General features: G+C 38.5%; 14 protein-coding genes. 4 read left to right on the top strand and 10 right to left on the bottom strand.

The features are described 5' to 3' along the window. Window positions 1-14 precede the first annotated feature (14 nt). Genes ACLV7Q_RS05630 through ACLV7Q_RS05650 form a run of 5 tightly spaced genes read right to left on the bottom strand, consistent with a single transcriptional unit; the run spans window position 15 to window position 3,679 of the window. Window positions 15-761 carry an N-acetylmuramoyl-L-alanine amidase gene (locus ACLV7Q_RS05630; RefSeq protein WP_218758112.1) on the bottom strand — a complete coding sequence of 249 codons (747 nt, stop codon included), beginning with the start codon at window positions 759-761 and terminating at the stop codon, window positions 15-17. A 9-nt stretch (window positions 762-770) separates the two neighbouring features. Next, entirely contained in the window at window positions 771-2,186 is a 1,416-nt protein-coding gene (gene ply, locus ACLV7Q_RS05635; RefSeq protein WP_411865995.1) for a cholesterol-dependent cytolysin pneumolysin, read from the bottom strand. Window positions 2,187-2,196: 10 nt separating this feature from the next. Then, a complete protein-coding gene (locus tag ACLV7Q_RS05640; RefSeq protein ID WP_000595757.1) occupies window positions 2,197-2,607 on the bottom strand; it encodes a hypothetical protein in 411 nt (136 codons plus the stop codon). Beyond that, window positions 2,600-3,208 (bottom strand): hypothetical protein, encoded by a 609-nt coding sequence (locus ACLV7Q_RS05645; RefSeq protein ID WP_164226945.1) that lies wholly within the window; start codon window positions 3,206-3,208, stop codon window positions 2,600-2,602. Before ACLV7Q_RS05645 ends, ACLV7Q_RS05640 begins: the two co-directional genes overlap by 8 nt. Window positions 3,209-3,220: 12 nt before the next feature. After that, entirely contained in the window at window positions 3,221-3,679 is a 459-nt protein-coding gene (locus tag ACLV7Q_RS05650; RefSeq protein WP_031222784.1) for a DUF4231 domain-containing protein, read from the bottom strand. A gap of 606 nt (window positions 3,680-4,285) precedes the next feature. Here ACLV7Q_RS05650 and ACLV7Q_RS05655 point away from each other — a divergent pair. Further along, on the top strand, window positions 4,286-5,362 hold the full coding sequence (locus tag ACLV7Q_RS05655) for a hypothetical protein (protein ID WP_411865996.1): 1,077 nt from the start codon (window positions 4,286-4,288) through the stop codon (window positions 5,360-5,362). A gap of 310 nt (window positions 5,363-5,672) precedes the next feature. Here the strand turns inward: ACLV7Q_RS05655 and ACLV7Q_RS05660 are convergent, their stop codons facing one another. Genes ACLV7Q_RS05660 through ACLV7Q_RS05680 form a run of 5 tightly spaced genes read right to left on the bottom strand, consistent with a single transcriptional unit; the run spans window position 5,673 to window position 9,862 of the window. Next, complete coding sequence (locus tag ACLV7Q_RS05660; protein ID WP_020902399.1) at window positions 5,673-6,362, bottom strand: CTP--phosphocholine cytidylyltransferase; 690 nt, start codon at window positions 6,360-6,362, stop codon at window positions 5,673-5,675. Window positions 6,363-6,373: 11 nt separating this feature from the next. Beyond that, on the bottom strand, window positions 6,374-7,252 hold the full coding sequence (locus ACLV7Q_RS05665) for a DMT family transporter (protein WP_004269680.1): 879 nt from the start codon (window positions 7,250-7,252) through the stop codon (window positions 6,374-6,376). Then, entirely contained in the window at window positions 7,242-8,111 is an 870-nt protein-coding gene (locus ACLV7Q_RS05670) for a phosphotransferase (RefSeq protein WP_218757925.1), read from the bottom strand. Before ACLV7Q_RS05670 ends, ACLV7Q_RS05665 begins: the two co-directional genes overlap by 11 nt. A gap of 16 nt (window positions 8,112-8,127) precedes the next feature. After that, entirely contained in the window at window positions 8,128-9,150 is a 1,023-nt protein-coding gene (locus ACLV7Q_RS05675) for a ribitol-5-phosphate dehydrogenase (RefSeq protein WP_218757926.1), read from the bottom strand. A gap of 4 nt (window positions 9,151-9,154) precedes the next feature. Next, the gene (locus ACLV7Q_RS05680) at window positions 9,155-9,862 is read right to left on the bottom strand and encodes a 2-C-methyl-D-erythritol 4-phosphate cytidylyltransferase (protein WP_218757927.1); all 708 of its coding nucleotides are present in this window, start codon (window positions 9,860-9,862) and stop codon (window positions 9,155-9,157) included. Between the two features lie 438 nt (window positions 9,863-10,300). On the opposite strand from ACLV7Q_RS05680, the gene tacF reads away from it, so the two are divergent. From tacF to ACLV7Q_RS05695, 3 genes are read left to right on the top strand one after another with little or no spacing between them, the layout of a single operon-like run. Beyond that, on the top strand, window positions 10,301-11,788 hold the full coding sequence (gene tacF, locus ACLV7Q_RS05685) for a type IV teichoic acid flippase TacF (protein WP_218757928.1): 1,488 nt from the start codon (window positions 10,301-10,303) through the stop codon (window positions 11,786-11,788). Window positions 11,789-11,797: 9 nt separating this feature from the next. After that, complete coding sequence (locus ACLV7Q_RS05690; protein ID WP_218757929.1) at window positions 11,798-12,601, top strand: LicD family protein; 804 nt, start codon at window positions 11,798-11,800, stop codon at window positions 12,599-12,601. A gap of 1 nt (window position 12,602) precedes the next feature. After that, on the top strand, window positions 12,603-13,412 hold the full coding sequence (locus ACLV7Q_RS05695; RefSeq protein ID WP_218757930.1) for a LicD family protein: 810 nt from the start codon (window positions 12,603-12,605) through the stop codon (window positions 13,410-13,412). Window positions 13,413-13,681: the final 269 nt, after the last annotated feature.

Consider the following 13,681-nt stretch of genomic DNA (forward strand, 5'->3'; position numbering starts at 1 on the left):
TCTTTCTCCTTTTTCTATTTGATTTCTTCTGTATAGTCTAGTGCGATCCAGCCCCTACCTGACTTCAACAAGCCCCAAGTATAGCCATCTGCTTCTTCTACCTGCATGATAGTAAAAGTCCCAAGAGGACAAAATCCGTCATCAGGATAATCTACACCTGGACCTGTTCGGATGTAGAGATCATCATCCACCACACGCACTAGATACTCTCTATTTCCATCTCGAGGCTGTTCCTCTTTCGATGCTTGGAAACAATCTCCAGCAAGAATCTCAGCCGCCATCTGGATGAGCCGATTTAGATCAATCCCACCAGGACAATCTGTAGCAGTAAATTCCTGGTGAGGATGGATGGTCTCACGATTGATTGGCAAATTATAACGATCACAAATATCTGCAATCAAACGTGCTGAGTTCCTGTAGGTTTCCTCTGCAATCGTCCAGTCAGGTTCCCCACGGTTATTTAAGTGTTCAATACCAATCGAACGCTGATTGACTTCATAGTTGCCAGCATGATAAGCGACGCTCTCTTCACCAACACACCCCCATATCTTATCAGGAGTCACCTGATAGTGAGCAGATGTGCCATGACCTGTAGAGACATACCAAGTACTTCTAGCCCCTTCATCACTCAGCCCACCATTATGGTGGATGACAATAGTATCAATATCAAGACGATTTTGATCGCTATTCATGATTTCCTCATCCACATCTGTGATCAGTCCTGAAAACAAATCACCATTCACTCTTTTTGTCGCAAACATTCTTCTCTCCTAATCATTTTCTACCTTATCTTCTACCTGAGGATAAAGAGTCGTTCCCCAAATAGAAATCGTCCGCTTACGCACTAGTGGCAAGTCGGTTTTTTCATAAACCGTACGCCACCATTCCCAGGCAAGTCCGGTACACTCTCTAATTTTGACAGAGAGATTGCGAACATTCCCTTTCAAAGGAATACTAGTGGTAAAATGAGCCGTCAAATCCTGGCCATTTCTGTTCCAAGCCTTAGGAGTCAAGACTTCCTTACCTTGATAATCATAGGATAATTCATCCCAAGTAATGTAATATTGAGCAACATAGGCACCACTATGATCCAGCAGTAAATCACCGTTTCTGTAGGCTGTCACCTTAGTCTCAACATAGTCTGTACTGTTTTGGAAAGTCGCAACTACATTGTCCCGTAAAAAAGAAGTTGTATAGGAAATCGGCAAACCTGGATGATCTGCTGTAAAGCGACTGCCTTCTTGAATCAAGTCCTCTACCATATCCACCTTGCCTGTTACAACTCGGGCACCCGAACTTGGGTCGCCCCCTAAAATAACCGCCTTCACTTCTGTATTGTCCAAAATCTGTTTCCACTCTGTCTGAGGAGCTACCTTGACTCCTTTTATCAAAGCTTCAAAAGCAGCCTCTACTTCATCACTCTTACTCGTGGTTTCCAACTTGAGATAGACCTGACGCCCGTAAGCAACACTCGAAATATAGACCAAAGGACGATCGGCAGAAATTCCTCTCTGCCTCAAATCCTCTACCGTTACAGTATCTTGAAACACATCTCCTGGATTTTTAACAGCGTCTACGCTGACTGTATAATAAATCTGCTTAAAATTGACAATCTGAATCTGCTTTTCGCCCGAATGGACAGAATTAAAATCAATATCAAGAGAATTCCCTGTCTTTTCAAAGTCAGAACCAAACTTGACCTTGAGTTGTTCCATGCTGTGAGCCGTGATTTTTTCATACTGCATTCTAGCTGGGACATTATTGACCTGACCATAATCTTGATGCCACTTGGCCAACAAATCGTTTACCGCTCCGCGAACACTTGAATTGCTGGGATCTTCTACTTGGAGAAAGCTATCACTACTTGCCAAACCAGGCAAATCAATACTATAAGTCATCGGAGCACGATCGACCGCAAGAAGAGTGGGATTATTCTCCAACAAGGTCTCATCCACTACGAGAAGCGCTCCAGGATAGAGGCGACTGTCGTTGGTAGCTGTCACGGAAATATCACTTGTGTTTGTCGACAAGCTCCGCTTCTTTCTTTCGATAACAACAAACTCATCGGGTAACTGATTCCCCTCTTTGATGAAACGATTTTCAATACTCTCTCCCTGATGGGTCAAGAGTTTCTTTTTATCGTAATCCATAGCTAGTATAAAGTCATTTACTGCTTTATTTGTCATCTTCTACCTCCTAATAAGTTCCTGGATTGAGTTGCATAAACTCAGACTTGTTCAGCGAAATCAGCCGTGGTTGGACTAAGTGATCTAAAATTTCCTCGTACAATTCTTCTGAGACATTACGTCTCCGTCTGGCTAGATAAGAAGTCGGAATGACCGTATTATCCAACATAAATACCTTATCTAAGTCAATCAAGGTTGGTCTTGTAAAAGGATTACGAGCTAGATCCGGCTCTTCTATCATAAAGTTCTTGACCAAACGTCTGGTCAAGAGAGCTGGTTTGAAGGTCTGATTTTTAACCAACTCTTTGTTTTTAGTCATGCTGTTGTCAATACAGATATACATATGGTTCTTCACAGCCAAATCGCTACTAATAGTCGGAAAAGGCAAATAAAGAGCCACAACATCTCCTCTCTTAATCAAGCAAGAGCACCCCCTTTTCTCCTAATGTAACATAGACAGGATTGACCAAGTCTTCTGATTGACTCAGAACTTCCAAAGTTTGAGTTTGGCGCGCTGTCAATTTAGTAGCATCTTGTCTCTTCAATACAAAATGCTTGTCGCCAATTACCTTGACACTATAATCCTTCTCCAAAGCTGACTGGTAAATCCACATCAGATATTGTCTGTCCTGAGAACTCAAGAGAGAAGGATGTTCAAGTCTCCCGATAGTCTGATAAAAATCAAAAACAGGAGCCAAAGCCTGCCAATCTGACTGGCTAGTTGTCAAGGCTAGAAAAAGGGCTTTGCGAGCTGATACTTCTTGATTAGCCTTGAGAGTCCCTTTCCCCTCCAAGGTTTTTAGAAATTGGGAAACTCCAGAAAGCAAATCTTTCTCTAACTGCGAGAAATAAAAACCTTGCCTTCCCAGACATAAGTCTCTCAAGTCGCTTTCTCTAGCAAATAAGAGTTCAAACAGTTGATAATAAAAGAAAAATATCTGGCACTGGGTCGCACTCATCTTTTCCTTATCGGCTTCTTTTTTCAACCAGAGCAAGGGCAATAGGTAGCTGGATTGAGACATTTCCTCCACCTCCTATTCTTTTTTCTCTGGAGCATCTGCACTAGCTGCCACTTCTTTTGACTGGATACTTTCCCACTGATTGATTTCCTCTGAGATAAGACCTTCGCATGTCTTGACAAATAGGGCAAAAGCCTTGGTTTTTCCTGCATATTTCTCTGTTTGACATTGATAGAGAAATTTTTCCCTTTCCAGGAGTTGCGCAGTCTTTTGGTAAGAAATCCAGTGTTCCTTGGCATTATACAAATTGAGAATTCCCTCACACAGCAAGCCGAGACTGGATAAGGCAACCGAAATCAAACGGTAGCGATCACCTGGCATAGGAATAGCACAAAAAACAGCTATGAGAAAACCTGCCACGATTTCTGTTATTTTTAATACCTTATAGCGTCTACGATGTTGAACGCTTTTCTTTAAAAAATGAGCTATCTGTACGTCTAATCGATCTGTCAGGTACATTTCTTCTGGCGTCATGTTCGTAACCCCTTTTTATCTATTCATTCTATTCAAAAAACTAGGGTAACTGTCTAGTAGGCTTAGCAATTATTAATCATTTTGTCATGTTTTTTAGGAAAGGAAGTTTCATGTTTACATCTAGCGGAAAAGATCGTTTCTCCTACTAGCACAGTTTATCTAGCTTAATCATTATATCATAATCGGGACAATAAAACTTACTTACTTACTTACTTACTTACTTACTTACTTACTTACTTACTTACTTACTTACTTACTCATGGTAGCTGATTTTATCAATGATTGCAAGCTCTGTATCTTGAAATGTCAGAATTATTAATTTTTTGTTACATACTGGTTTTTGCCATTGTAAGAAGGAGTTGCTTGATTTTTTATAGCAGAATGAAGTAATAACTGAATAAATTATTTGAGAAATTCAAACTAATTTTTAACAATATTTTAGAAACCAAGGAAACAGCGGAGGAAATTACAGACTACACAAATGGTTCAGGTAGCTATCCTCTATCGGACAAAATCCATCATCTCCTCCAAGAACTGAAGACCAGCACTGAAAATCCAGAACAAGTCCAAAAACTCAAGGAAGCTTACGATAAACTCAACGAAGCATTGGGACAATCAGAAAATGGGCTTGTCAATCAGGAGGTCTTTAATGCTGCACTTGAGGAGTATAAAAAGACAACCCAATTAAAGAATGGTGTGGAAAAAGGTAGCAGCGATAGTCCTAAATCTAGGAAAGCGAGATCTGCTGATAATTCCTTGAAAATAGGATTCGGTAAGGGTACAACTAGTGTTCCACAATATAGTGAAGAAACTCTACGAACGCTAAGTACAGGTGAAGCCTATGGAAATAACCTCCGAGTAACCGTCAAATCTTTCAGTGGTAAGACCGTTAGGAGTATTACAGTTAATGGTCTGGAAGGCACAGGACTATCACAGACAGGATTAACTCTTACAAACGGATTGGGATATGTAGATTTGCGAGGAAGGATGCCTGCTGATAAACATGGTTACACCAGAGTAACGATTGTTGCGACAGATTCTTCAGGAAATACAAATCAGACTACACTAACTATTGCTAGACCTTTACCTGATGCGAGGATTACGACAACTAATAAGGAGTTAGAAGGTAAAGCCGAGACTCAGCCGATAATTTCGGGAACTATTGGTGTAAGAGCGGAACCTGGTAACACACCAGATGGCGCTGAGTTGATGGCTTATTTAGTACGTGGTGGTTCAACTAATCCTTATAGCTATAACAATGAGGCTCAGGGCTACCATACTATAGCAAAGACACGTGTCACTGTTTCTGGAACTTTTAATTTTGTTCCACCTGAATACCGAGATCCAAAACTTGGAGAAGGAGATGTCAGAGTAGTGGTTGCCTACGTGAGGAAAGGAACAGATGAAACATTCAGTGAAGGAATGAAGTCTGGATTCTCGACAAATAGCGTTAGAGCTACAGCACCAATCGATAGAGAGGGGGCTAAGCGCGAACTACAGACAAAAGCTAACGAGAAGAAGGCTACGATTAATGGTATCCAACATCTTACGAAAGAGGAGAATGCTGTGAAAGCAGCCATAGAGTCCAAAGAATACGATGCAACACCTCAAATTGACCAAGCCAAGCCCAAAATAGTGTTGACACGGCTAAGAATAGCGCTGTTTCCGAGATTAATTGTTTAAAAGATGGTCAAGTGGGACGCGAGTTATCTAAGACAGCAAATGAATGAGCTAGAAGCTAGACAAAACTCAATTTTATACTCATTTATAGTAAATCGTAACCGCCCAATAACGAAGTATATTGAAAAATCTCCAGACTAGAGAACTCACTGACGGTTCCTAATCTGGAGATTTTTTATTTGTACTTTTCTTGTATAATAGATTGAAATAGGATACGAACACATTAATTTGACTTCCCCAATTGATTCGCCTAATTCCTATTTCATTTTGATGTAACTATTTTTATCGAGACTATAACTCACATACAAAATTTTTAATTTTCGTTTTTAAGAATTTCTTCTAATTTATGATAATCTTGGACACTATCGATCTCATAGATGCTATTGCCTTCTAATTCTTCAACATAGACATCTAGCTCTTTGATGTTATCCTTAACCATATTGTCCCAGTAGAGATCAACAAATTCACCACTTGCATAAGCCTTATCGATAAAGCTAACAATCTTTTCTGCGGTTGGAGCATCCCAGAAGGATACACCACTAAGGATACGACCTGCCTTGCTATCAACAATAATGTCTTGAACCTTGTAGTCATCTCCATAGACCAAGAACCATTCGTTGGTACAATCTTCACGATAAACACTAAAATAAGTAGAACGTGTCAAATCATTGCGGAACATATTTTTGAAGAGATAGTTATCCGCATCAATAACATAACTGTTAGCTAATTCTTCTTTTACAAGATAGAGAGAGTAAAAGTTATTGTAATCAGCGTATTTATCATTGAAAACGAGGCGAACACCGTATTTTTCTTTTAAGTAATCGAATTGTTCTTTAAGGTAACCAACGATGATGATGATATCATGGATCCCTTTTTCTTTTAAAAACTCAATTTGGTATTCAATTAAAGGTTTTTGATTAACCTGAACCAAGGCTTTAGGGGTATTTTCAGTCATAGGACGCAAGCGAGTTCCCAATCCCGCTGCTAAGATGATTGCTTTCACACGAATCTCCTTTATTCTTTAATAATAATATAAACTCCAGCAATAACGACAAGTGACGTAATAATTGTCAGCATATCTAGCGGTGCACCCAAGAAAACAACTGCAAACAAGACTGTCCATACTACATAGCTCACGTTCAAGCCTGTAGCCTTGGCTGGTTGCAAGCGATTGATAGCGATATAATAAGCCAAATAGGAAATCATATCAAAGGCTGCAAAGACAATCATAAGACCTAGCAATTGTCCATTGGCCACTTCTGCAAATGACTGATGAGAGAAGAGCACAATCACCAGATAGGACAAGAATGAAGTCACTTGACGGATTAAGAGGGCTTCGATTTCACTCAATTCACTTTCCATGGCAAAAGAGCTAAGAACACTTTCGCTTCCCCATGCAATAGCACAAACCAAAGCACAGAGAATCCCAATGTAGAAGGAATTGACCTGTTCAACCTTATAGGTCTGAGCAATTATCCCTCCAATAATCAAGACAATCCCAAACACAGTATTTTTTGAAATCTTGTGCTTCAAAAAGAAGAAAGCCAATAAAACTGAAATCGCAGGGTAAATAGCCGATACAGATGAAGCTAAGGAACTTCCGATATACTTAACCGCATAAAGATTGGCCTGCATACCAATAGGGCCTGCTAGCAAGGCTCCGATGATAACACTAACATTGCGAATATTTAAGAAAATTGAGAGACGAACTTTTCCTTCTTTTACCAAAAGAAAAGCTAGTAAGATAAAGATACTCAAGAAATCGTGAGCAGCAGCCACCACAAAGGGCGACAAATCTGTAAAAATCGAAAAGATATAAGCACTAATCGTTAGACCTAAACCCCAGAAAATACCTGAGAGTAGACCAAAAGAAACTCCATTTTTATTTTTCATCTGAACCTCCATAATATGACAAACCTTTAACAGCTCTTTGGTAACGATTCACACCATAGTCACCAAAATCTGCGCCTTGCTCTTCCTTATAGACAGTCCATAGACTCCAAATAGCATCTTGCAAAATTTTATAGATGGCAATCTTTTCACGAGAGACAGGTGTTTGCTCACTCTCATAGTGAGATAAGAAAGCTTCTTCCTCTTGGGGAGTGAATTCGGACTCTAAAAAGAGGGCTGCCAAATCCCACATTGGATCATTCATTGATGAATATTCCCAGTCAATCAGATAAAGTCGTCCTTGAGGTGATTCGATAAAGTTTTCAGGCACCAAATCGATATGACAAGATTTTCTGTCAACACCTAAGTCAGCCAATCTTTTCTCTAAGGAGAAGACTTCTTCTCTAACTGCTTCATAGTTAGCATAAGGGATTTTTTCCTCAATCAAAGATTCGTATTTTTTGATTTCTTCAAAAGGAGCAAATTCTCCTCTTAATTCCTTACCAGAAGCATGAATAGTTTGTAATATTGGAGCAATTTTATCAAATTTGGTTTTGATTGACCTTGAATCAAGCGTAATCGCAGATTCGATATACTCATTTACTTTGATACCAGCTTCAATATCAAAAAGATAATTTTTTACATCTAAGTCTAAATCCTTTAGTAGTTCAAGATTATACTTTTCATCTTGACGATTGATCAGCTTTTCTGTCCCTTTACCAAAGAACTTAACAATGTATTGCTTATTTGTTGTTTTGACCAAATAGTTTTGATTGGTCATTCCCCCCAGTTGTTCAACACTGAGGACTTCCTCTTCTTCACTAAGTAGGGAAGAAATTTTTTCTTTAATCATTTTCTCCACAATTAACCTCCAGCACTTATACTTCCCACTTAAACACTGTTTTAAATGCTGTGTTTAAATCGGTCGCAAAGACACGGTGAATATCTTTAATTTCTCTTACAGGTTCTTCTAGATAAAGGATATTTTTAAGACGATTGGCAAATTTCTTGACTTCCATCATTTGGATTGCATTTTCAAAATCGATGCGACCAGAACGAGAGGAACCAACCAAGAGCAAGCCTTTTTCTAAGGCATCGCGTGTATTGAGATTGACTTTATACTCGCTAACACCCATCATGAGAATCGTTCCCTGAGGACGAATGTAGCGAATCAAATCATTGATAGCTGGTCCAGTACCATCACCACCACAACACTCAAAAGCATGGTCAAAGACCAAATCTTCAGGAATATTATCAGTGATATAGCATTCTTTGGCAAAAGAGAAGAGTTCCAACTTTTCCCAATGACGACCAATAACCACAATCTCTGCTTCTGGCAAAGTATAGTTGATAATATTGGCAACCACAAATGCTAAACTTCCATCTCCGATAACGGCGATTCGGTCCCGCTTGCTATGAGCAAGGGTCAATAGACGATTCATAGCGTGCATACCGACACTTACAAACTCTGTAATGGCTGCAACCGTATCTTCGATAGCATCATAAGCCACCACACGATCTTTAGGAAGAGAAACAAATTCTCTCATAAAGCCATCAAAGCCACTAGACAAGAAATGGGTCCCTGTCATGTAGTTCTCATAGAATTCTTTATCACTCTGCATAGGAGGCTGATTCGGAATCATGACAACTTTTTGACCAACCTCGTAGGTTCCCGTCGGGTCAGAAATAACGGTTCCACATGACTCGTGAATCATTGCCATTGGAAGTTTTTTATTCAAAATCTTTGGATCACGTTTTCCCTGGTAGTAACGCTGATCCGCATGACAGACCGCCATATAATTAGGGCGGATGAGGATATGATTCTCTTGGTCAATAGCCTCTTCCTGGTATTTGACATTGATAAACTTAGGCTTAGTTAGTTGATAAATTTGATTAATCATTTTACTAGTCTTTCTCAATCATACTTTTTGCAATCTTCAAATCTGTTACGGTTGTAATCTTCAGATTTGAGTATTCACCCTTGGCCAAGGCCACATCTTTTCCTTTAATCACAAAGATTTTACATGCATCTGTCAAGATTTCCTTCTCTTCTTCAGAAAGAGAGCCATAAAGGTCCATGAAGTCCTTGCAACGAAATGTTTGAGGTGTTTGTCCTTGATAAAGGTGAGCACGATTTGGAATATCTGTAATGAATTGACCATTGGTACTTTCAACGATAGTATCAACCGCTTCTACCACTGTGTCCACTGCGTCATGATTTTGCGCAAGTTTGATATTGTCTTGAATCATGCGAAGTGTAATAAATGGACGAACAGAATCGTGGGTAACAACGATATCCTCTGGAGTAAGCGGACGATAAGCATCAATGGCTTCAATGATTTTCTCAATACTCGTATTACGGTCAGCACCACCCTTTGTAATGATGATACGTTCCTTATGAAGAGGAAGATATTTATCTACAAGATCTTCTGCATGAGAAACCCAGTCCCCATGAACCCCAACTACAATTTTTTCAATACTTGGTTCCAAGACAAATTTTTCAATTGTATGAATCAAAATAGGTCGATCACCTAGCTCTAAAAATTGTTTTGGCAAGTTACTGATTCCCATGCGTGTGCCAGTTCCACCAGCAAGAATTCCTGCATAAATCATCTATTTTCTCCTTTGTCTTACAAAAAAACTTATTCTCTCTATTATACCACAATCTAGTCCTATCATGAAAGAAATACTAATCATCCCGTTCTAGAATAGGAGGATTAAGGAGTTCTATTATTCAAAGAAACTAGTCCATTTCTAGTAATGACTAGGAATTCTGTAGTCATTACCGATAAATGGCTGTGAAATTTTAGAGTTCTTCAGAATAATATACTTTCCTTAAAGAAAACTTAAAATTAAGCTTTGAAACTTCAAAGTGATTACTTGACTTATACTCAATGAAAATCAAAAAGCAAACTAGGAAGCTAGCCGTAACTGTACTTGAGTACGGTAAGGCGACGCTGACGTGGTTTGAATTTGATTTTCGAAGAGTATTACTTCCCTTCATTTCTTATTAGCTGACTTTATGATATAATGAAAAACGAGGTAAATTGAATGAAAAGTATAAAATTAAATGCTCTATCCTACATGGGAATTCGTGTCTTAAATATTATTTTTCCCATCCTAACTGGAACCTATGTCGCGCGTGTCTTGGACCGAACTGACTATGGTTACTTCAACTCAGTTGACACTATTTTGTCATTTTTCTTGCCCTTTGCGACTTATGGGGTCTATAACTACGGTTTACGGGCCATCAGTAATGTCAAGGATAACAAAAAAGATCTGAATAGAACCTTCTCTAGTCTTTTTTATTTGTGCATAGCTTGTACAATTTTGACTACCGCTGTCTATATCCTAGCCTATCCTCTCTTCTTTACAGATAATCCAATTGTCAAAAAAGTCTACCTTGTTATGGGGATTCAACTCATTGCCCAGATTTTTTCAATTGAATGGGTCAATGAAGCTCTGGAAAATTACAGTTTTCTCTTTTACAAGACTGCATTCATCCGTATCCTGATGCTAGCCTCTATTTTCCTGTTTGTCAAAAATGAACACGATATTGTTGTCTATACACTTGTAATGAGTTTATCGACACTAATTAACTATCTGATTAGTTATTTTTGGATTAAAAGAGACATCAAACTTGTTAAGATTCACCTAAGTGATTTTAAACCACTCTTTCTCCCTTTAACAGCCATGTTGGTCTTTGCCAATGCCAATATGCTCTTCACTTTTTTGGATCGTCTCTTCCTCGTTAAAACAGGGATTGATGTCAACGTTAGTTACTATACCATGGCTCAGCGAATTGTGACCGTTATAGCTGGAGTTGTAACAGGTGCAATTGGAGTGAGTGTGCCTCGTCTCAGTTACTATCTAGGAAAAGGAGACAAAGAAGCCTATGTTTCTCTGGTTAACAGAGGAAGTCGAATCTTTAACTTCTTTATCATTCCACTGAGTTTCGGACTCATGGTTTTAGGACCAAATGCTATCCTACTTTATGGTAGTGAAAAATATATCGGAGGCAGTATCTTAACCTCTCTCTTCGCTTTTCGCACGATTATCCTGGCACTGGATACCATTCTTGGTTCCCAAATTCTCTTTACAAATGGCTATGAAAAACGAATCACAGTCTATACAGTCTTTGCAGGGCTAGTCAATTTGGGCTTAAATAGTCTCCTCTTTTTCAACCATATCGTGGCTCCTGAATACTACTTACTGACAACTATGCTATCAGAGGCCTCTCTACTTGTTTTCTATATCATTTTCATCCATAGAAAACAACTTATTCACTTAGGACATATCTTTAGCTATACTGTTCGATACTCGCTCTTTTCACTTTCCTTTGTAGGAATTTATTTCCTGATTAATTTCTTGTATCCTGTGGATATGGTCATTAATTTGCCATTTTTGATGAATACTGGTTTGATTGTCTTGCTATCAGCCATCTCTTATATTGGTCTACTTGCCTTCACCAAAGATAGCATTTTCTATGAATTTTTAAACCATGTCCTAGCCTTAAAAAATAAATTCAAAAAATCTTAGGAGTATAGAATGAAACAACTAACCATTGAAGATGCCAAACAAATTGAATTAGAAATTTTGGATTATATTGATACTCTCTGTAAAAAGCACAATATCAACTATATTATTAACTACGGTACTCTGATTGGGGCGGTTCGACATCAGGGCTTTATTCCTTGGGACGACGATATTGATCTGTCCATGCCTCGAGAAGACTACCAACGATTTATAAACATTTTTCAAAAGGAAAAAAGTAAATACAAACTTTTATCCTTAGAAACAGATAAAAACTACTTTAACAACTTTATCAAAATAACCGACAGTACGACTAAAATTATTGATACTCGGAATACAAAAACCTATGAGTCTGGTGTCTTTATTGACATTTTCCCTATGGATCGCTTTGATGATCCTAAGGTCATTGATACTTGTTACAAACTGGAAAGCTTCAAACTACTGTCTTTCAGTAAACACAAAAATATTGTCTATAAGGATAGCCTTTTAAAAGATTGGATACGAACAGCCTTTTGGTTGCTCCTTAGACCTGTTTCTCCTCGTTATTTCGCACATAAAATTGAGAAAGAAATTCAAAAATATAGTCGTGAAAATGGGCAGTATATGGCTTTTATCCCTTCAAAATTTAAGGAAAAGGAAGTCTTCCCAAGTGGTACCTTCGATAAAACAATCGATTTGCCCTTTGAAAATTTGACCCTTCCTGCACCAGAAAATTTTGATACTATTTTAACGCAGTTTTATGGAGATTATATGACCCTACCGCCAGAAGAAAAACGCTTTTACAGTCATGAATTTCACGCTTACAAATTGGAGGATTAGGATGCAGTATTTAGAAAAAGAAGAAATTAAAGAAATTCAACTAGCCCTGCTAGACTATATTGATGAGACTTGTAAGAAACATGATATTCCTTACTTTCTAAGTTATGGAACCATGCTTGGAGCTATCCGCCACAAAGGTATGATTCCCTGGGATGATGATATTGATATATCTCTCTATCGTGAAGATTATGAGCGCTTACTGAAGATTATTGAGAAAGAAAATCATCCTCGCTACAAGGTTCTCTCCTACGATACATCTTCTTGGTACTTCCATAATTTCGCATCAATTTTGGACACTTCTACTGTTATCGAAGACCATGTTAAGTACAAACGTCATGACACCAGCCTTTTCATCGATGTCTTCCCAATTGATCGCTTTACAGACCTGAGCATTGTAGACAAGAGCTATAAGTATGTGGCCCTTCGTCAACTAGCTTATATCAAAAAATCACGCGCAGTTCACGGTGACAGCAAATTAAAAGATTTTCTAAGATTATGTAGCTGGTACGCCCTCCGAGTGGTCAATCCCCGTTACTTTTACAAGAAAATTGATCAGCTAATCAAAAATGCTGCAACCAGCACTCCTCAATATGAAGGAGGAGTTGGGATCGGTAAGGAAGGAATGAAAGAAGTCTTCCCAGTTGATACCTTTAAAGAACTCATCTTAACTGAGTTTGAAGGTCGTATGTTACCAGTTCCAAAAAAATATGACCAATTTTTAACTCAGATGTATGGGGATTATATGACACCACCATCAAAGGAAATGCAAGAGTGGTATAGTCACAGTATTAAAGCTTATCGCAAAAGCTGATTGAGGGCGACCATACAAACTACTAAGATAGAGGTTATTCAAAAACATAATTTTAGTAGAAAATGAAGTAAATATTCCCACAATAAAACGCATAATATCAAGGTTTTTCAACACCTGATATTATGCGTTTTCCTTATCTTCTTAAAGACTTTTTGTCCAACTTATTTTCCTATTTATACTCTTCGAAAATCTCTTCAAACCGTGTCAGCTTAACCTTGCCGTACTCAAGTACAGCCTGCGGCTAGCTTCCTAGTTTGCTCTTTGATTTT

Origin of the sequence: Streptococcus mitis, assembly GCF_965111725.1 — a bacterium.
In the GTDB taxonomy this organism is placed as follows: domain Bacteria; phylum Bacillota; class Bacilli; order Lactobacillales; family Streptococcaceae; genus Streptococcus; species Streptococcus mitis_DV.